The sequence below is a fragment of the Saccharothrix sp. NPDC042600 genome, from assembly GCF_040647305.1.
Classification (GTDB): Bacteria; Actinomycetota; Actinomycetes; order Mycobacteriales; family Pseudonocardiaceae; genus Actinosynnema; species Actinosynnema mutabilis.
Window position 1 is genome coordinate 1 of record NZ_JBEZBW010000067.1, and the last position, 21171, is coordinate 21171.

Here is a 21171-nt window from a genome sequence, read left to right on the forward strand (position 1 = left end):
TTGGCAACCGGAAAAGCTGGTTGCCAAGAACCCCAAAGCGTGGTTGGGCTGCGCCCAGGCCGTACGGGGAACGAACCGAGGCCCTTCCTGTGGCTGATAGCCCGTGAAGGGCGATCGTGCGTTTTGTGGTGGGTGTCTTGACTGGATCGGTTAAGGTGGCGCGTTGTCGGGTGGTCTGGGAGGTCTTGTGTTGCGGTGGGGTGTGTTGGGGTCTACGGCGTTCATCAGTACTCGGGTTGCGCCTGCCATCCACCGGGCTGCTGGGAACGCCGTTGTCGCTGTCGCCGCTCGGCCTGGTCGGGTGGAGGCTTCCGCGCGGTTCGCGGCTGGGTTCGGTGCTCGGGTGCATGACGGGTTCGAGGCGTTGTTGGCCGATCCCGGCGTGGATGCCGTCTACATCGCCTTGCCCAATTCCGAGCACGTGCCCTGGACTCTCCGCGCGCTGGAGGCGGGCAAGCACGTTCTGTGCGAGAAGCCGTTGGCGTTGTCCGTCGCGGATGTCGAGAAGGTCGCGACGGCGGCTGGTGGGTTGACCGTCATGGAGGCCTACATGTACCGGTTCCACCCGCAGCAGCGGCGGGTGGTGGAGTTGCTCGCCTCGCGGGTGATCGGTGAGTTGCGGGTGGTTCGGGCCGCGTTCGCCGGGGTGATGGATCCCGTCGGGAACATCCGGTACGACCCCTCGTTGGGGGGCGGGGCCACCTGGGATGTCGGGTGTTACGCGTTCGACGTTCCGTTGTGGGCGTTCGGGCGGGCGCCCGAGCGGGTGCGGGCCCGGTTCCACTCCGCGGGTGGCGCGCCGGTGGACACCAGTGGTGTGGCCACGTTGGAGTTCGGGGACGGGCGGGTCGCGCAGATCGACTACGGCTTCGACTACGGGCCGTGTGCTCGTTACGAGCTCCAGGGCACGCGTGGGTGGATCGGGGTGCGCAACGCCTGGACCGGGCCCGACGAGGAGTGCGTGATCACCGTGGTGACCGACGAGGGCTGGCGTGAGGAGGTCCTGCCCGGCGCGGACGCCTACGAGCACCAGGCCGCCGCGTTCGCCGAGGCGGTGCGGACCGGTCGGGCTCCGCTCGTGTCGTTGGACGACTCCCAGCGCACGGCGCGGGTGGGGGAGGCGCTGGTGGAAGCGGCTCGGACCGGCGCGGACGTGTCGTTGTAGTCCGCGCCGGGTCCGGGGGCGCGCCTCAGGAGTTCATGGCCTCCCGCAGGGAACGCGGGCGCATGTCGGTCCACACCTCGTCCACGTGGGCGGAGCACTCGTCCAGGGTGCCGGTCTTGCCGTCGGCCACCCAGCCGGCGGGCACCGGCTGGTGCGCGGGCCACAGCGAGTACTGGCCCTCGTCGTTGACCAGCACCTGGTAAGCGATGTCAGACCTCACGAGACAACCTCCTGATCAGCGTAGCGCCGCAACGTGGGACTCACCGTCACGAACGCGGTCACCAAAGCGATCCCGACGGCACACACGACGACCGCGTCGGTGGGCGCCAGGAATTCCGTCAACACACCGCCGAGCACGGGGCCGAGCACGCCCGCCAACCCGACGGCCACCGCCAGCACCCCGCTGAGCCGCCCGCGCAGTTCGTCGGGCGTCAGCAGGAGCTGGTGGGTCGAGATCGTCGTGTTCGCCGTCGGCGCCAGCACCATCATCAAGGCGAACACCCCACCGAGCGCGTACCCGTCGGCAACCAGCAGGGAAACCGGCGTCAACAGCGTCACCGCCCAGAACACCCCGGCGATCGACACGTACGGCCCCAGCACCCGGTGCAGGCGCGGCGCCAGCAGCGAGCCGACGACACCGCCCACCCCGAGCATCGCCGCCATCACGCCGATGACCGCCGGGGACACGCCCCGGTGTTGCGCCAGCACGATCACCACCAGGTAGAACGCGCTGAAGAACAGGTTGAGCACCACCGCGCACACCGCCGTCACGCGGATCTCGCGCCGCTGCCACACCCACCGCAGGCCCGACCGGATCTCGCCGAGGAAGTCCGCCTTCCCGACCGTCGGGGTGCGCGGCGGCACGCGCAGGAACAGCAGCGTCACGAACGCCACGCAGTGGGTCAGCAGGTCCACCAGGAACGGCAGCCACCGGGTCACCGCGAACAGCACGCCGCCCAACGCCGTCCCCGCCATCTGCCCCAGGGACGTCCGGGCGGAGTTCATCGCCACCGCCGTCGCCAACTGCTCGTCGGGCACCAGCTTCGGCAGGCACGCGTCCTCGGCCGGTTCGAACAGCGCCCGGCACACGCCCATCACGGCCGCGACCACCGCCATGTGGAGCACGGACGCGACCCCGTGGAGCAGCGCCACCACCAGCGTTCCCAGCGCCACGGCCTGGGCCGCCTCGCACGCCAGCATGATCCGCCGCCGGTCCCACCGGTCCACCAGGACGCCCGCGGGCAGGCCGGCCAGCAGTTGCGCCGCCGCGTCCACGGCCAGCACCAGCCCGGACGCGGCGGGCGACCCGGTGACCGCCAGCACCAGCAGCGGGAAGGCGATCAGCGACGCCGAGAAGCCGACCTCGGCCACCGCCTGCCCGCTCCACAGCAGGGTGTAGTTCCGGTTGCGCGCCAACGAGGTCGTCATCGCCGGCAGTCCTCCGCGATGGCCCGCAGCGCCTGCGCGAAGTCCGCCGCGACCGCGCGGACCTCGTCGGCCGGGTGCACCTGCGGGTGGAAGTACCAGGAGAACACCATCCGCCCGTCGCCCGCCTCGCCGACCACGTCGACCAGGTGGTGCGCCGGGTCGGCCGGGTCGTGGTCGCGGCCGATCGACGGCAGCACCGCCCGGTACAGGCCGCTCGACTCCGCCGACCCGGCGTCGAACTGCCCGAGGTAGTTGAACGCCACCGCCGGCGTGCCGCCCGCCGGCACCCGGCCGTGCTGGCGCAGCGCGCCGCAGCCGACGCCGCCGCCCGGCACCGCGCGCAACTGCCGCCGCACCGACTTGACCCGCGTGCGCCAGTCACCCTCCGGAACGTCCAACATCACCGGGTAGACGGACGTGAACCACCCGACCGTGCGGGACAGGTCCACGCCGTCGAACAGGTCCTCGCGGCCGTGCCCTTCCAGGTCCACCGCGACCCGCGACTCGCCGGTCCACCGCGCCAACGCCCACGCCAACGCGGCCAGCAGCACGTCGTTGACCCGTGTCCGGTAGGCGGCGGGCGCGCCGCGCAGCAACGCGTCCGTGTCCTCCGGCGACAGCTCGACGGTCACCACGTCCACCGGCCCGCGCGCCTCGTCGGCCGCCGGGACGGGAACGCTCCAGTGGTCCACCTCGGCGTCGAACCCGCCCTCGGTCACGTGCGCCCACAGCCGCCGCGCCCACTCCTGGAACGAGGTCGTCTTCGCGCCCAGGTCCCCGCCGGCGTAGGCGGTCTCCAGGTCGTCGAGCAGGATGCGCCACGACACCCCGTCCACCACCAGGTGGTGCGCCACCAGCAGCAGCTCCGGCTCGTCCCCGGCGAACAGCACCGCCTTGAGCAGCGGCCCGGTCGCCAGGTCGAAGCTCGCGTGCACCTCGTCCGCGAACGCCTCCCGGTCGGCCACGTCGGTCACGACCAGGAGCACGTCCACGTCCGACACGGGCGCGTTCTCCTGCCGCCACGACCCGTCCGCGTGGCTGAACCGCATCCGCAGCGCGTCGTGGTGGGCCAGCAGCCGCCGCAACGCGGTCCGCAGCCGCTCGACGTCCACCTCCGGGTCCAGCCGCACCAGGTGGGACTGGTTGAAGTGGTGCGGGTTGCGCCGACCCGAGTGCAGGAACCAGTGCTGCACGGGCGTCAGCGGCACGTCGCCGACCACCGCCGCCTGCTCCCCGGCCGCCGCCTCGCCGGTCACCACGGGCGCGAGCGCGGCGATGGTCTGGTGGGCGAACAGGTCCCGCGTGGTGAACCGCAGCCCCGCCTGCCGGGCCCGCGCCACCACCTGCATGCTCAGGATGGAGTCGCCGCCCAGCGCGAAGAAGTTGTCCGCCGTGCCGACCCGCGGCACGCCCAGCACGTCGGCCCACACCGCCGCCAGCGCCTCCTCGACCGGTCCGGCCGGCGCCACGTACTCCGCCGTGGCCAGGGCCGAGAAGTCCGGCTCGGGCAGCCGCGCCCGGTCCACCTTCCCGTTGGGGCTCATCGGCAGCGCCTCGACCGGCACGAACAGCGACGGCACCAGGTACTCCGGCAGCGACTCGCCCAGGAACTCCCGCAGGTCCCCGACCGCGCCGACGACGTAGGCGACCAGGCGCTTGTGCCCGGCCCCGTCGGCCCGCGCGACCACCACGGCCTCGCGCACGTCCGGGTGCCGCAGCACCGCCGTCTCGACCTCGCCCAGCTCCACCCGGAAGCCGCGGATCTTGACCTGCTCGTCGGCGCGGCCCACGAACTCCAGCTCGCCCCGGCGGTTCCAGCGGACCACGTCCCCGGTCCGGTACATCCGCGACCCGGGCGGCCCGAACGGGTCGGCCACGAACCGCGCCGCGGTCAACCCGGGCCGGTCGAGGTAGCCGCGCGCCAGGCCGACGCCGGCCACGAACAGCTCGCCCGGGACCCCGATCGGCACCGGTCGTCCCTCGGCGTCCAGGACGTGCACGCGGGTGCCCGGCAGCGGCCGGCCGATCGGCGGCACGCCGCCCGGCGCCAGCGGCCGGCTCCAACTGGTGACCACGGTGGACTCGGTGGGCCCGTAGGCGTTGACCATCCGCCGGCCCGGCGCCCACCGCGCGACCAGGTCCGCCGAGCACGCGTCACCGCCGACCACCAGCGTCCGGAAGGTCGGCAGCGGCCGGTCCGGCACGGTGGCCAGCGCGACCGGCGGGATGAGCGCGTGGGTCACGCCGAACTCGTCGACGACGTCCGCGAGCTGGTCGCCCAGCAGCGGACCGGGCGGCGGCACCACCAGCGCGGCCCCGGCGGGCAGCGCCATGCACAGCTCCAGCACGGACGCGTCGAAGCTGGGCGAGGAGAACTCCAGGACCCGGTCGCCCGGCCGCACGTCCAGGTGCGCGACCTCGGCGGCCGAGAACGTCGAGATGCCCGCGTGGGTCACCACGACACCCTTGGGCCGGCCGGTCGAGCCGGACGTGTAGATCACGTACGCGGGGTGCTCCGGCCGCACGGCCACGCCGGGGTCGTGGTCGGGCTGGTCGGACACGTCGACCGGCCCGTCCAGCACCAGCAGCGGCCGGGCGTCGGCCAGCATGAACCCGATCCGCTCGGCGGGGTAGGCCGGGTCCACCGGCAGGAACGCCGCGCCCGCCTTGAGCACCGCCAGTTCCGCCACGACCAGCTCCGCCGACCGCGGCAGCCGCACCGCCACCACCCGCTCGGGCCCGGCGCCGGCCGCGATCAGGTGGTGCGCCAACCGGTTGGCCGCCGCGTTGAGCTGCGCGTAGGTCAGCTCCGCCGCGCCGGTCAGCGCGAGGGCGTCGGGCGTGCGGGCCACCTGGGCCTCGACGAGGCCCGCGAACGACACGAACGGGTGCGCGGGACCGCCGTCGCCGAACCGGGCCAGCTCGCGCAGTTCCGCGCGCGGCATCGGCAGGCTCCACAGTGGACGGTCGTCGGTGAGGGCGTCGAGCAGCGTCACCAGGTGTTCGGCGAGCCGCTCGACGGTCGAGGCGTCGAACAGGTCGGTGTTGTACTCGACGGACCCGCTCAGCGCGCCGTCGTCCTCCTCGGTGAACTCCACCGTCACGTCGAACCCGGTCGAGGTGACCGGCTGCGCCACGTCGGTGGCCTCCAGCCCCGCGAACCCGGTGGGGCGCGGCGCGTTCTGCAACGCCACCACCGCCTGGAAGATCGGCGTGCGGCTGGTGTCGCGGTCGGGCTGCACGGCGTCCACGACCCGTTCGAACGGCACGTCTTGGTGGGCGAACGCGGCCAGCACGGTCTCCCGCACCCGGGCCAGCAGCTCGGGGAAGGTGGCCCGCGGCTCGACCCGGGCGCGCAGGGCCAGGGTGTTGACGAAGAACCCGGCCACCCGCTCCAGCTCCGGCCGCTCCCGCCCGGCGGCGACCGTGCCCAGCGCGAAGTCCTCCTGGCCCGACCAGCGGGCGAACAACGCCTGGCAGGCCGCGACCAGCGCCATGAACAGCGTGCAGTCGTGCCGGCGGGCGATGTCGCGGACCCGGTCGGCGACGTCGCGGGGCACCGCGAATTCCACCTGCGCGCCGGCCGTGGTCTGCACGGGCGGGCGCGGCCGGTCGGTGGGCAGCTCCAGCGCGGGCACGCCGCGCAGCTCCTCCCGCCAGTGGTCGAGCTGGGCGTCCAGCGGTTGCTCGCGCTGCCAGGCCGCGAAGTCCACGTACCGCACCGGCGGCTCCGGCAGGTCGTGGCCCTCGTAGAGCGCGGCCAGGTCGGACACCAGCACGCCGCCGGACCAGCCGTCGGTGACGATGTGGTGCATGGTCAGCGCCAGCACGTGCTCGTCCGGCGCGACCCGGACCAGCGCCGGCCGGAACAGCGGACCGGTGGCCAGGTCGAACGGCTCGATCTCGGGCAGCTCGTCGAGCAAGGGCAGGGTGAGGTCGTGCGGCGGGTGCACCACCTGCACCGGCAGGCCGTCCACCGCGGGGAACGTCGTGCGCAGCGACTCGTGCCGGGCGACCAGGGCGGTCAGCGCGCGCCGCAGCCGTTCGACGTCCAGCTCACCGCGCAGCCGCACCGCGAGCGGGGTCACGTACTCGGTGCCGCCGGGGGAGAACTGGTCGAGGAACCACAGCCGCTGCTGCGCGAACGACAGCGGGAACCCGCCGCCGGACAGCGCGGGGTCTCCGCCGGACAGGGCGGTTTCCGCGCCGGCCGGCGGGACGGCGGGGTTCGCGCGGGGGATCGGGGTCTGGGCCTCACCGCTCAGGGCCGCCGCCAGCCCGGCCACCGTCGGGTGGTCGAACAGGGCGCGCGGTGAGACGTCGAACCGTTCCCGCAGCCGGGCCGCGACCCGGATGCTGCTGATCGAGTCGCCGCCCAGCGCGAAGAAGTCGTCCTCCGCGCCGACCCGCGCCAGGCCCAGCACGTCCGCCCAGGTCCGCGCCACCAGCCGTTCGGTGTCGGTGCGCGGCTCGACGTACCCGTCGGCGACCGTCGCGTCCCGGTCCGGCGCGGGCAGCGCGGCCCGGTCCAGCTTGCCGTTGTTGTTCAGCGGCAACCGCTCCAGCGGCACGTACGCCGCCGGCACCATGTGGTCGGGCAGGGTGCGCGCCGCGTGCTCGCGCAGCGCGGCGGCAGGCACCGGCTCGTCGGCCACGACGTAGGCGACCAGCCGGTCCTCCCGCGCCACCACGGCGACCTGCCGCACGGCCGGGTGGGCCGCCAGCACGGCCTCGACCTCGCCGGGCTCGATCCGGAACCCGCGCACCTTCACCTGCTGGTCCGCGCGGCCCAGGTAGTCCAGCTTCCCGTCCACCCAGCGGGCCAGGTCGCCGGAGCGGTACATGCGCGACCCGGGCTCGCCGAACGGGTTGGCCACGAACCGGGACGCGGTCAGGCCCGGCCGGTCGAGGTAGCCGCGGGCCAGGCCCGGCCCGGCCACGTACATCTCGCCGACCACGCCCGGCGGCACCGGCTGGAGGTCGTCGTCCAGCACGTAGACCCGCAGGTCGGGGATGGGGACGCCGACCGTGCCGTCCGCCTCGGTGTAGGTCACGTGGACGGTGGTCTCGGTGATGCCGTACATGTTGATCAACGTGCCGGCGCCCCGCCAGTCCGCCACCTTGCGCAGGTCCAGCGCCTCACCGCCGAAGATCACGTACCGGGCGTCCGGCTGTTCGGGGATGAGCTGGTAGAACGCCGACGGCGTCTGGTTGAGCACGGTCACGCCCTCGTCGTCCAGCAACCGCGCGAAGTCGCGCGGCGACCGGGAGACCTCGTAGGGCACCACCACGAGCCGCCCGCCGTGCAGCAGCGGCCCCCAGAGCTCCCAGACGGAGAAGTCGAAGGCGTAGCTGTGGAACAGGGTCCAGACGTCGGTGTGGTCGAACTTGAACCAGTGGTCCGTCGCCGTGAACAGGCGGATCACGTTGGCGTGCGGGATGACCACGCCCTTGGGCTTGCCCGTCGAGCCGGACGTGTAGATCACGTACGCCGGGTTCTCCGGGCGCAGCGACGTCCTCGGCGGGGTGGACGGGTAGCCCGACAGGTCGGGCAGGCGGTCGAGGACGGTCACCGGGCGGGCGTCCTCGACCATGCCCGCGATGCGCTCCGCCGGGTACGCCGGGTCGATCGGCACGTAGGCCGCGCCCGCCTTGAGCACGGCCAGCACCGCGACCACCAGCTCCGCCGACCGCGGCAGCAGCAGCGCCACGAACTGCTCCGGCCCCGCGCCCTCGGCGACGAGGTGGTGCGCCAACCGGTTCGCCCGCTCGTCCAGCTCCCGGTAGGTCAGGGCCGAGCCGTCGAACGTCACCGCCACCGCGTCGGGCGTGCGCGCGGCCTGGGCGGCGAACACCTCCGGGATGGTCGTGGTGACCGTGCTGGTCGCGTCGCCGTTCCACGACCCGAGGACCTGCCGGCGCTCCTGTTCGGACAGCCACGGCAGCTCGCCGATCCGGCGCGTCGGGTCGGCGCCCAGCGCGTCGAGCAGGCGGGTGAGCCGGGCGCCCAGGGTCTCCACGGTGGCCGCGTCGAACAGGCGCGGGTCGTAGGTCAGCTCGACGTGCAGCGCCGAGTCCGCGTGCGCCCGCACGGTCAGCGGGAACGTCGTCGTGTCCAGCCCGTCGACCTCGCCGACCGCCGGCGCGTCACCGGACGGGGCCCGCACGGGGTAGTTCTCGAACGCCAGCAGGCTGTCGAACAGCCGCCCGCCCGCCCACGCCTGGACCTGCGCCAACGCCACGAAGTCGTGGCGGCGCGACTCGATCTGGGCGTCCTGGAGCCGTCGCAGCCAGGTCACGGCGTCGTCCAGCGGGTCCACCGACACCCGCGTCGGCACGGTGTTGATGAACATGCCGACGATGTCCTCGACCCCGGGCAGCTCCGCGGGCCGCCCGGACACGGTGGTGCCGAACACCACGTCCCGCTCGCCGGAGGTGCGGGCCAGCAGCAGCGCCCACGCGCCCTGGACCAGGGTGTTCACCGTCAGGCCGTGGGCGCGGGCCACCCCGTCGAGCCGGTCGACCGGCAGGTCCAGCACCACCTGGGCGGAGGACTCGGCGCGGTGCGCGTCGGCGGGCGGGCGGTCGTAGGGCAGGGGGGTGGGCGCGGTGAAGCCCGCCACCACGCCCCGCCAGTGCCGCTCGGCCGCCGCGTGGTCCTGCTCGCCCAGCCACGCCAGGTAGTCCCGGAACGGCCGCCGCGCGACCGGCGCGTCCCCGGCGTACTCGGCCAGCACCTCGCCGAACACCTGGGACGTGCTCCAGCCGTCCAGCAGCAGGTGGTGCGACGTCCACAGCACGTCCACCTCGGTGTCCGAGACGCGCCCGATCGTCAGGCGCATCAACGGCGCGCGGGTGAGGTCCAGGCCCGCTTCGGCGTCGCGGGCCACCAGGTCGTCGGTCACCGGCGCGAACTCGACCGGCACGACGACGTCGCGGCGCACCACCTGCACCGGCTCGTCCACGCCCTCCCACACCACGCTCGTGCGCAGCACGGGGGTGCGGTCCACGACCCGTTGCCACGCCCGCGCCAGCCGCTGCGGCGAGTCCACCCCGGACAGCCGGACGCGCAGCTGGTTGAAGTAGGCCGACCCGTCGTCCACCAGGCTGTGGAACAACATGCCGGTCTGCAACGGGGTGAGCGGGTAGACGTCCTCGACGTCCGGCGTCACGACCCGGTCCACCTGCTCCCGGGTGAGCCGGGCCAGCGGGAAGTCCGAAGGCGTGCGACCCCAGGACCCGGCGCAGTGCGCCACGATCCCGCGCAGCGCGTCCACCATCCGGTCGGCGAGCGCGCGCACGGCCTGCTCGGTGTCGGCCTCGGTCGAGTACTCCCAGTCCAGCACCAGCTCGCCGCCGGTCACCGCGGCCGTGATGTCCAGCGCGTTGGGCCGGACCAGGTCGTCGGGCACCTCGCGGCCGAGGTCGGTCTCGACCACGTCCTCGTCGAACCGGCCCAGGTAGTTGAAGCACACGCGGGGCAGCGGCCCGGACAACCGGCCGGTCTGCCGCAACGCGTCGTAGCTCAACCCCTTGTGCGGCACGGCGCGCAGCTGTTCCTTGACGGTCTTGAGCGCGTCGCCCCAGTCGGCGGGCAGGTCCAGCGCCACCGGGAACTGGGCGGTGAACCAGCCGACCGTGCGGGAGACGTCGGCCCCGGGGAACAGCTCCTCGCGGCCGTGGCCCTCCAGCGTCACCAGCACCCGGCCCGCGAAGGCCGCCGCCAACGCCGTCAGCAGCACGTCGTTGACCTGCGTCCGGTACGCCTCGGGCACGCGCTGCAGCAGGGCGTCGGTCTCCTCCCGGCCCAGCCGCACGCGCACGGTCCGCGCGCTGCCGGCGGTGGTGGGCAGGGGCTCCTCGGACGGGACCGCCCGCCAGTACGGCAGGGCGTCGTCCATCGCGCCCGCGCGGACGTGGGCGTCGAGGCGGTGCGCCCAGTCGGTGAACGGCAGGCTCTTGGGGCCCAGGTCGCCGCCGTCGTAAGCGGTCCGCAGGTCTTCCAGGACCACCCGCCAGGACACCGCGTCCACGACCAGGTGGTGCGCGGTGAGGAACAGCCTGCCGTCCCGGAACAGCACGGCCCGGAACAGCGGACCGCGCCGCAGGTCGAGGCTCTGCCGGGCCCGGGTGGCCTCGGCCGCGTGGTCGAGGGTGGCGGCGAGGTGCAGGACGTCGCCGGCCTCGCCGACCTCCTGCCGCCACTCGCCGTCCACCTCCACGAACCGCGTGCGCAGGGCTTCGTGGTGCGCCACCACGGCCTCCAGCGCCTGCCGCAGGCGGGGCACGACCACGTCGCCCCACTCCACCAGCACCGACATCGTGAAGTGCGCCAACGGCCCGTGCTCGGCGAAGAACCAGCGCTGGATCGGCGTCAGCGGCGCCGGACCGGTGAACGCCGGCGCGTCGGCGGCGTCCTCGGCCGCGGTGACCGCGAGCGCCAGGTCCGCGACCGTCTGCCGCAGGAACACGTCCTTGGAGGTCAGCCGCAGCCCGGCCTGCCGCGCCCGCGACACCACCTGCATGCTCAGGATCGAGTCGCCGCCCAGGCCGAAGAAGTTGTCCCGCGCGCCGACCCGCTCGACGCCCAGCACCTCGGCCCAGATCCGGGCCAGCTCCGCCTCCACCGGCGTGCGCGGCGGCACGTGCCCGGCGTCGGAGAACGTCGGCGCGGGCAGTGCCCGGCGGTCCACCTTGCCGCTCGGGGTCAGCGGGACCCCGTCCAGGGTGACGAACACCGACGGCACCATGTGCTCGGGCAGCCGGTCCTTGAGCCAGGCGGCGAGGTCGGTCGCGGCCCCGACGACGTAGCCGACGAGCCGGGTGTGACCGCCGTGCTCGCGCGGCACCACCACGGCCTGCCGCACGTCCGGGTGGGCCAGCAGCGCGGCCTCGACCTCGCCGGGTTCGACGCGGTAGCCCCGGACCTTCACCTGGTCGTCGGTGCGGCCCAGGTACTCCAGCTGGTCGCCGACCCAGCGGACCCGGTCGCCGGTGCGGTACATGCGCCCGCCGCCGAACGGGTCGGGCAGGAACCGCTGGGCGGTCAGGCCGGGGCGGTCGAGGTAGCCGCGGGCGACCTGCGGTCCGGCGACGAACAGCTCGCCGGGCACGCCCTCGGGCTGGGGGCGCAGGTCGGCGTCCAGCACGTAGGCGGTCAGGTTGCGCAGCGGTCGGCCGATGAGCGGCCGGTCGCCGGTGATCCGCGTGGACACGGCGTCCACCGTGGTCTCGGTGGGGCCGTAGAAGTTGTGGGCGCGGACGCCCGAGCGGGCCAGTTCCCGCCACAGCGCGGTGTCCAGGGCCTCGCCGCCGAGGGTGAGGATCTTCGGGGCGTGGGTGCCGGTGAGCAGGCCGGCGTCGAGGAGCTGCCGCGCGAACGGCGGTCCGGCGTCGACCAGGTCGATGCCGTGCACGCGGACGTAGCGCACGAACTCCGCCGGTTCCAGGCGGACGTCGTCGGTGATGACGTGCACCTCGTGCCCGTCGGCCAGCAGCACCAGGCCTTCCCACGACGTGTCGAACGTGAACACCGCGGACAGCGCGACCCTGAGGTGCTCGGTGGCGAAGTCGTCGCGGTGGTTGTGCAGGAGGTTGACCAGGTTGCGGTGCTCGACCACGACACCCTTGGGCGTGCCGGTCGAACCGGAGGTGTAGATGACGTAAGCCGCGTTGTCCGGTCGCAGGTCCACCCGCGGCCGGGTGTCCGGGCACGTCGTGAGGTCGGGCCACGAGTCGAGCACGACGGTCGGCGCGGCGTCGGCCAGCAGCACGTCGAGGCGTTCGGTGGGCAGGGCCGGGTCGATCGGCAGGTACACCGCGCCCGCCTTGTGCACGGCGAGGACTGCGACGACGGCGTCGGCCGACCGGGGCAGCCGCACCGCCACGGTCCGCTCGGGGCGCGCGCCCAGGCCGATCAGGTGGTGCGCCAACCGGTTCGCGCGCGCGTCCAGCTCGGCGAAGGTGAGCCGGTCGTCCCCGCAGACCAGGGCGGTCGCGTCGGGCGTGCGCGCGGCCTGCGCCTCGAACAGCGCGGGGAACGTCGTGTCCGGCACGTCCAGCGTGGGCCCGTGCGGCGAGGGCTCGTCCCCGAGCAGCAGGGACACCTCGCGCAGCGGGCGGTCCGGGTCGGCGGCGACCGCGGCCAGCAGCGCCACCAGGTGCCGGCACATCCGCTCGACGGTGGCCGCGTCGAACAGGTCGGTGCTGTACTCGACCGCGGCCAGCAGGTCGCCGCCGGACTCGCCGAACTCGAACGTCAGGTCGCACAGCGCCGACACCGTGGGCACCGCCAGCTCCTCGACCCGCAGGCCGGGCAGCTCGGGCACCTCGCTCGCCGTGTTCTGCACCAGGACCATCACGTCGAACAGGGCGTTGCGGCTCGGGTCCCGCTCGGGGCGCACCGCCTCCACGACCCGCTCGAACGGCACGTCCTGGTGGGCGAAGGCGTCCAGCACGGTCCGGCGCACGCCGGACAGGAACTCGTCGAACGTCCGGCTGCCGTCCACTGTGGACCGCAACACGAGCGTGTTGACGAACAGGCCCACCACGTCGTCCAGCTCGGCCCGGCCGCGCCCGGACACGGCGGTGCCCACCGCGATGTCGTCCTGGCCGGTGTAGCGGGCCAGCAACGCCTGGCAGGCCGCGACCAGGGTGGTGAACAGGGTGTCGCCGCGGCGCCGCGCGAGCTCCCGCAGCCCCGCCGACACCTCCGCCGGCACGGTGAACTCGTGCGCCGCGCCCGCGCCCGTGCGCACCGCCGGGCGGGGCCGGTCGGTGGGCAGCTCCACCACCGGCACGCCGGCCAGCCGGTCCGCCCAGTAGTCGACCGGCGGGTCTTCGCGCCAGGCCGTGTAGTCCACGTACTGCACGGGCAGCGGCGGCAGCTCCTGGCCCGCGTAGAGCGCGCCGAGGTCGCGCGCCAGCACACCGGTGGACCAGCCGTCGGTGACGATGTGGTGCAGGGTCAGGACCAGCACGTGGTCGTCGTCGGCCACGCGCACCAGCCGCGCCCGCACCAGCGGACCCTCGCGCAGGTCGAACGGCGTGCCGACCTCCTGTCGCAGCACGTCCTCCCACGAGCCGTGCTCGACCTCCACCGGCAGCTCGAAGGGCTCGTGCACGACCTGCACGTCGTCGTCGAACGTCGTGCGCAGCGACTCGTGCCGCGCGACGAGGCCGTTGAGCGCCCGGCGCAGGGCCGCGAGGTCCAGCGGTCCGCGCAGCCGCAGGGCGGTGGGGGTGACGTACTCCGTGCCGCCGGGTTCGAAGCGGTCCAGGAACCACAGCCGCCGCTGGGCGGGGGACTGGGGGTGGACGCCACCGCGCGGGATCACCGGGATGGCGTCCACCGCACTCAGACCGGCGATCGCTGTCGCGAGGCCGGACACCGTGGGGTGCTGGAAGAGGGCACGGGGGGACAGCTGCACGCCGAACGCCTCGCGCAACCGCGAGGTCACGCCGATGCTGAGGATCGAGTCGCCGCCGAGCGCGAAGAAGTTGTCGTCCGCGCCGACCCGGTCGAGCTTGAGCACGTCCGCCCAGATCGCGGCGATCGTGCGCTCGGCGGGTGTGCGGGGCTCCTGGAACCCGCCGCCGAACTCCGGCTCGGGCAGCGCCTTCTTGTCGAGCTTCCCGCTGGGCGACAACGGGAACGCCTCGACCGCGACCACCGCCGAGGGCACCATGTAGTCCGGCAGCGACGCCTTGAGGTGGTCGCGGGCGTCGGTCTCGGGCTCGCCGGTGACGTACCCGACGAGCCGGCCGGACCGCACGACCACGACGGCGTCGCGCACGCCGGGCACCTCGCGCAGCGCCGCCGCGACCTCGCCGGGCTCGACGCGGAAGCCGCGCAGCTTCACCTGGTCGTCGGCGCGCCCCAGGTAGTCCAGGACGCCGTCGAGCCAGCGGACCCGGTCGCCGGTGCGGTACATGCGCGCGCCGGGCGGGCCGAACGGGTCGGGCAGGAACCGCTGGGCGGTCAGGCCGGGGCGCCCGAGGTAGCCGCGACCGACCTGCGCGCCGCCCACGTACAGCTCGCCGGGCACACCGGGCGGCACCGGCCGCAGGTCGGCGTCCAGCACGTACGCCCGGGCGTTGTGCAGCGGGCGGCCGATGACCGGGTGGTCGCCGGCGACCCGGGTCGAGGCCGCGTCCACCGCGGTCTCGGTGGGGCCGTAGTAGTTGAAGCCGCGCACGCCCGAGCGGGCGATCCGCCGCCACAGCGCGGCGTCCACGGCCTCGCCGCCGAGCATGAGCTGCTCCAGGCCGGATTCCAGCAGCCCGGCGGCGACCAGCCGGTGCGCGTAGGACGGGGTGAGGTCCATCGTGCCCACGCGGTGGTCGCGGACGTAGGTCACCAGCCCGTCCGGGTCCAGGCGCAGCTCGTCGTCGATGACGTGCAGCTCGTGGCCGGCGGCGAGGAAGAGCAGGCCCTCCCAGGACGTGTCGAAGGAGAAGGTGGCGGTGAGCGCGAACCGGGTCCGCTCGCCCATCAGCTCGTGCCGGTTGGCGTAGAACAGGTTGGCCAGCTGCCGGTGCTCCACCACCACGCCCTTGGGCTTGCCGGTGGAGCCGGAGGTGTAGATGATGTAGGCCGCCTGCTCCGGCCGGAGCACCACGTCCGGCGCCTCGTCCGCGGGCGACAGCGTGGGCAGGGCGTCGAGCACGAACTTCGGCCGCGCGTCGTCCAGCAGCAGCTCGACGCGGTCGGCGGGCAGCGTCGGGTCGATCGGCAGGTAGACCGCGCCGGCCTTGAGGATGCCCAGCAGCGCCACGACGACGTCGGCCGACCGCGGCACCCGCACGGCCACCACGTCCTCCGCCCCGACGCCCTCGGCCCGCAGGTGGTGCGCCAGGGCGTTGGCGCGGGCGTCCAGCTCGGCGAAGGTCAGCGACCGGTCGCGGAAGACCAGCGCGGTGGCGTCGGGCGTGCGCCGGGCCTGCTCGGCGACCACGTCGGGGTAGAGCGTGCCCGGGGTGGGCAGGGCGGTCCGGTTCCACTCGACCAGCACGCGGTGCTCGTCCTCGGGGGTGAGCCACGGCAGGTCGGCGATCCGCGCGTCCGGCCGGTCGACCAGGTCGCGCACCAGGTCGCGCAGCCAGCCGGCGAGGCGGCGCGCGGTGGCCGCGTCGAACAGGTCGGGGTCGTAGGCCAGGTCCAGGTCCAGCCGCCGCGACCCGGCCGCGGTCAGGGTGAGGGGCAGGGTGGTGTTGTCCACCGTGTCCACCTCGACCACGCGCGGGCCGTCGCCGGACTGGTCGAACGGGTAGTTCTCGAACACCACCACGCTGTCGAACAGCCGCGTGCCCAGCCACGACTGGATCTCCGCCAGGGAGGTGTGGTCGTGGCGGCGGGCCTCGCCCTGGGCCGCCTGGAGGTCGCGCAGCCACGCCGCGACCCGCGCCGACGTGTCCACCGCCACCCGCGTGGGGACGGTGTTGATCAGCATGCCGACCATGTCCTCGACGCCGGGCAGTTCCGCCGGCCGCCCGGACACCGTGCTGCCGAACACCACGTCCCGCTCGCCGGAGACCCGGGACAGCAGCAGCGCCCACGCGCCCTGGACGACCGTGTTCACCGTCAGCCCGAGCCGTTGCGGCGCGTCGCCGAGGTCCACGGCGACCAGCACCGACTCGGTCGACTCCGCCCGGTGCGCCTCGGCCGGCGGCCGGTCGAACGGCAGCGGCGTCGGACCGTCCACATCGGACAGCACGTGTCGCCAGTACGGCTCGGTGTCGCCCTGCTCGGCCAGCCAGCCCAGGTAGTCCCGGAACGGCCGGCGGGTCGGCACGCGCGCGGGCGTGCCCGTGGTGATCGCCCGGTAGTGCTCCAGGACCTCGGTGAACACCTGCCCGGTGCTCCAGCCGTCCAGCACGACGTGGTGGGAGGTCCACACGACCTCGACCCGGTCGCCGCCCAGCGGTGTGACCGCCACCCGCAGCAGGGGCGCGGTGTCCAGCGAGATCTCGCCGTCGGCGGGCAGCGCCACGTCCCGGTGCACCACCTGCACCGGCTCGGCCAGGCCGTCCCACACGATCGACGTGCGCAGGACCGGTGTGCGGTCCACGACCCGTTGCCACGCCCGCCGCAGGGCGTCGGGGTCGGTGACGCCGTCGAGGACCAGCCGCACCCGGTCCACGTACGCGCCGGGCTCGACCAGGCTGTGGAACACCATGCCGGCCTGCAACGGCGTCAGCCGGTAGACGTCCTCCACGTCCGGCCCGGCGATGCGGTCCACCTGCTCCTGGGTCAACCGCGCCAACGGGAAGTCCGACGGCGTCCGGCCGCCCGCGCCGGGCTCGGCGCAGTGCGCCACGATCTCCCGCAACGCCGCCACGACCCGCTCCGCGAGCCGCCGCACGGTGCCCCCGTCGTGGACGTTCGCCGAGTAGTCCCAGCGCAGGGCCAGTTCGCCGTTCTCGACCAGCCCGGTCACGTCGAGCAGGTGCGGCCGGTCGCGGTCGGGGGCCACGTCGCCGGAGGCCGGCTCGCGGCGCGCCCGGACCAGGTCGCCGCCGGTCACGTCGAACCGGCCGTGGTAGTTGAACGACACGTCCGGCAGCCCGGTCAGGCCCAGGGCTTCGTAGCTCAGCCCCTTGTGCGGCACCGCCCGCAGGGCCTCCTTGACGGTCTTGAGCGTGCGGCCCCAGTCGGCGCTGGTCTCCAGCACCACCGGGAACTGCGTGGTGAACCAGCCGACCGTGCGCGAGAGGTCCGCGTCGAACAGCTCCTCGCGGCCGTGGCCCTCCAGGGCGACGCTCACCGCGTCGCGCCCGGTCCACTCCGCGAGCGCCCGGCCGAGCGCGCTCAGCAGCACGTCGTTGACCTGCGTCCGGTACACCGGCGGCACGTCGCGCAGCAGGGCGTCGGTGGTCGCGCGGTCCAGCCGCACGGTCACCGACCGGGTGGACCCGACCGTGTTGGGCCCGGACCGGTCCACCGGCAGCGCCGCCGGCTCGGGCAGCGACCGCCAGTGCTCCAGCGCGTCGGCCAACCCGCCCTGCCGCACGTGCTCGTCCAGGCGGTGCGCCCAGTCGGTGAACGACGTGCCGACCGGGTCGAGCGCCTCGCCCCGGTACGCCTTCTCCAGGTCCTCCAACAAGATCCGCCACGACACGCCGTCGACCACCAGGTGGTGCGCGACCAGCAGCAGCGCCGGCCGGTCACCGGGGAAGAACACCGCCCGCACCAGCGGCCCGCGCTCGACGTCCAGCGACCGCCGGGCCTCGACCGCCGCCGCCTCGACGTCCGCCGCCTCGACGTCCGGGCAGACGGTGAACACCTCGGCCCCGGCGGGCGCGACCTCCTGCGCCCAGCCGTCGCCGACCCGCCGGAACCGCAGCCGCAGGGCGTCGTGGTGGTCCACCACCGCGCGCACGGCCGCGCGCAACGCGGTCCCGTCCACCGCCGGGTCGAGTTCCACCAGCAGCGACATGGTGAAGTGCGCCAACGGCCCGTGCCCGGCGAAGAACCACCGCTGGATCGGCGTCAGCGGCGCGGGACCGGTGAAGACCCGCGCCGGCGCGGCGGCCTCCCCCTCGCCCGCGACCAGGGCCAGCTCGGCGATCGTCTGGTGGCGGAACACGTCCCGCGAGGTCAGCCGCAGCCCGGCCTGGCGGGCCAGCGACACCAGCCGGATGGACAGGATCGAGTCGCCGCCCAGGGTGAAGAAGTTGTCGTGCACGCCGACCCGCTCGGCGCCCAGCACCTCGGCCCAGATCCGGGCCAGCTCGGCCTCCGCCGGCGTGCGCGGGGCGACGACCTCGCCGGCCGCGCGGGCCCGGGGCGCCGGCAGCGCGGCCTTGTCCAGCTTCCCGTTGGGCGTCAACGGGATGCGGTCCAGCTCCACGAACGCCGACGGGATCTGGTAGTCCGGCAGCAGCCGCTTGAGGTGGTCGCGCAGGTCGGTCGGCGACTCGGCGACGACGTAGGCGACCAGCCGGGTGTGGCCGTCGTCGGCGCGGGCCACCACCGCGGCCTCGCGGACGTCGGGGTGGGACAGCAGCGCGGCCTCGACCTCGCCGGGCTCGATGCGGTGGCCCCGGATCTTGACCTGGTCGTCGGTGCGGCCCAGGTACTCCAGCCGGTCGCCGACCCACCGGACCCGGTCGCCGGTGCGGTACATGCGCGACCCGGGCTCGCCGAAGGGGTCGGCGAGGAACCGCGACGCGGTCAGGCCCGGCCGGTCGAGGTACCCGCGCGCGACCTGCGGCCCGGCGAGGTACAGCTCACCGGGCACGCCCTCCGGCTGCGGCTGGAGGTTGGGGTCGAGCACGTACGCCGTCATGTTGCGCAGCGGACGGCCGATCACCGGGCGGTCGCCCTCGACCAGCGTGGACACCGCGTCCACCGTGGTCTCGGTGGGCCCGTAGAAGTTGTAGGCGCGGGTCGGCGACGCCGCCAGCTCCCGCCACAGCGCCGGGCCCAGCGCCTCGCCGCCCAGCATGAGCACCTTCGGCCGGTGCGGGCCGTCGAGCAGCCCGGCGGGCAGCAGTTGCTGCACGTAGGACGGGGTGAGGTCGAGGAAGTCGATCCGGTGCTCGCGCACGTAGGCCACCAGCGCGGTCGGCTCCAGCCGGACCTCGTCGGTCAGGACGTGCAGCTCGTGGCCGTCGGCCATGAGCACCAGGCCCTCCCACGACGTGTCGAACGAGAACACGGCCGTGAGCGCGACGCGCAGGGGCTGCGACGCGAAGTCGTTGCGGTGGTTGACCAGCAGGTTCACCAGGTTCCGGTGCTCGACCACGACGCCCTTGGGCGTGCCGGTGGACCCGGAGGTGTAGATGACGTAGGCGGCCTGGTCCGGTCTGATCCGGACCTTCGGCGGCGTGTCGGGCAGGCCGGTCGTGTCCACCGGGCCGTCCAGCACCCGCACCGCGCCCGAGTCCGTGACCAGGTGCGCCTTGCGCCGCTCCGGCAGCGACGGGTCCACCGGCAGGTACACCGCGCCGGCCTTGAGCACGCCCAGCACCGCCACCACGGCGTCCACCCCGCGCGGCAACGACAGCGCGACCACCTGCTCGGGCCGCACGCCGTCGGCCACCAGCCGGTGCGCCAGCCGGTTCGCCCGCGCCTCGACCTCGGCGTAGGTCAGCACGTCGTCCCCGCACACCAACGCGGTCGCGTCGGGCGTCCGGGCGGCCTGCGCCTCGAACAGCGCCGGGAACGTGGTGTCCGGGACCTCCGCCGCCGGGCCGTGCGGCGAGGGCTCGTCGCCCAGCAGCAGCGGCACCTCGGCCAGCGGCCGGTCCGGCTCGGCGACCACGCGGGCGAGCAGGATCAGCAGGTGGCGGCACAGCCGCGCGACCGTCGCGGCGTCGAACAGGTCGGTGCTGTACTCGACCAGGCCCTGGATGCCGTCGCCGGTCTCGGCGAAGTCCACGCTGAGGTCCCAGTTCGCGTGCCGCCGGGTGAGCGGGTGCTCGGTGACCTCCAGGCCGGGCAGGGCGGGCAGCGCGGTGCCGGCGTTCTGCATCACGACCATGACGTCGAACAGCGGCGTGCGGCTCGGGTCGCGCGGCACGCCCAGGGCCTCCACGACCTTGTCGAACGGGGCTTCGTCGTGCGCGAACGCGTCCAGCACGCCCATGCGGGTCCCGGCGAGCAGGTCGGCGAACGACCGGGCGGTGTCCACGGTGGAGCGCAGCACGATCGTGCCGACGAAGAACCCGACCAGCCGCTGGAGTTCGGGCCGGTTGCGGCCGGTGGTCACGGTGCCCACGGCGATGTCGTCCTGGCCGGTGTAGCGGGCCAGCAGCGCCTGGCACGCGGTGAGCAGCACGGTGAACAGGGTCGTCTCGTGCGTGCGGGCCAGCTCCGCCAGCCGCGAGGCCAGCAGCGGCGGCACGGTGAACTCGTGCGTCGCGCCGGCCGACGAGCGTTCCGCCGGGCGCGGCCGGTCGGTGGGCAGGTCCAGCGGCGTCACGCCGGCCAGCCGGTCGCGCCAGTAGTCCAGGTCGGCCGGCCGGTCCTGTTGCCACACCGCGTAGTCGCCGTAGCGCAGGTCGGTCGGCGGCAGCGCCTCGCCCCGGTACAGCGCGCCCAGCTCCTCGGTCAGCACGCCGAGCGACCAGCCGTCCACGACGATGTGGTGGGAGGTCAGCAGCAGCACGTGGTCACCGGCGTGCCGGACCAGCAGCGCCCGGAACACCGGCCCGTCCGCCAGGTCGAACGGCCGCTCCACCTCGGCGCGCAACGCGGCGTCGAGGTCGTCGGCGTCCACCACCGGGACGTCCAGGCGCACGTCGCGCACGACCTGCGCCGGCTCGCCGTCCACCTCGGGGAACGTGGTGCGCAGCGACTCGTGCCGCCGCACCAGCTCCCGCAGCGCCGCGGTCAGCCGGTCCACGTCCAGCTCGCCGCGCAGCCGCAGCGCCAGCGCGGTGTTGTAGTCGGTCGGCGCCACCTGGTGCAGGAACCACAGCCGGCGCTGGCCCGCCGACAGCGGGAACGGCCCGTCGTGCCCGGCGCGCGGGATCACGTCGGCGGGGGCGGCGCGGCCCGCGAGCCGCTTGCGCAGGCGCTCCCGCAGGTGTGCGGGCAGTGCGGAGATGCGGTCTTCCCTGGAGGTCGTCAT

Annotated in this window: 4 protein-coding genes; 1 reads left to right on the forward strand and 3 read right to left on the reverse strand. The window is 74.3% G+C overall.

Annotated features, from left to right (window positions below; all coding sequences use genetic code 11):
* Nucleotides 1-202 precede the first annotated feature (202 nt).
* On the forward strand, nt 203-1165 hold the full coding sequence (locus AB0A74_RS30030) for a Gfo/Idh/MocA family oxidoreductase (protein WP_358254688.1): 963 nt from the start codon (nt 203-205) through the stop codon (nt 1163-1165).
* A gap of 25 nt (nt 1166-1190) precedes the next feature.
* Here AB0A74_RS30030 and AB0A74_RS30035 read toward each other — a convergent pair whose 3' ends face one another.
* From AB0A74_RS30035 to AB0A74_RS30045, 3 genes are read right to left on the reverse strand one after another with little or no spacing between them, the layout of a single operon-like run.
* Nucleotides 1191-1385 carry an MbtH family NRPS accessory protein gene (locus AB0A74_RS30035; RefSeq protein WP_343932106.1) on the reverse strand — a complete coding sequence of 65 codons (195 nt, stop codon included), beginning with the start codon at nt 1383-1385 and terminating at the stop codon, nt 1191-1193.
* A complete protein-coding gene (locus AB0A74_RS30040; RefSeq protein WP_343932105.1) occupies nt 1382-2593 on the reverse strand; it encodes an MFS transporter in 1212 nt (403 codons plus the stop codon). The genes AB0A74_RS30035 and AB0A74_RS30040 overlap by 4 nt, the downstream gene beginning before the upstream one ends.
* Entirely contained in the window at nt 2590-21171 is an 18582-nt protein-coding gene (locus AB0A74_RS30045; protein ID WP_358254658.1) for a non-ribosomal peptide synthase/polyketide synthase, read from the reverse strand. Before AB0A74_RS30045 ends, AB0A74_RS30040 begins: the two co-directional genes overlap by 4 nt.

Coding starts and splice junctions, on each gene's coding strand:
- AB0A74_RS30040 (WP_343932105.1), bottom strand. CDS start 2,593: ATGACGACCTCGTTGGCGCGCAACCGGAACTACACCCTGCTGTGGAGC.
- AB0A74_RS30045 (WP_358254658.1), bottom strand. CDS start 21,171: ATGACGACCTCCAGGGAAGACCGCATCTCCGCACTGCCCGCACACCTG.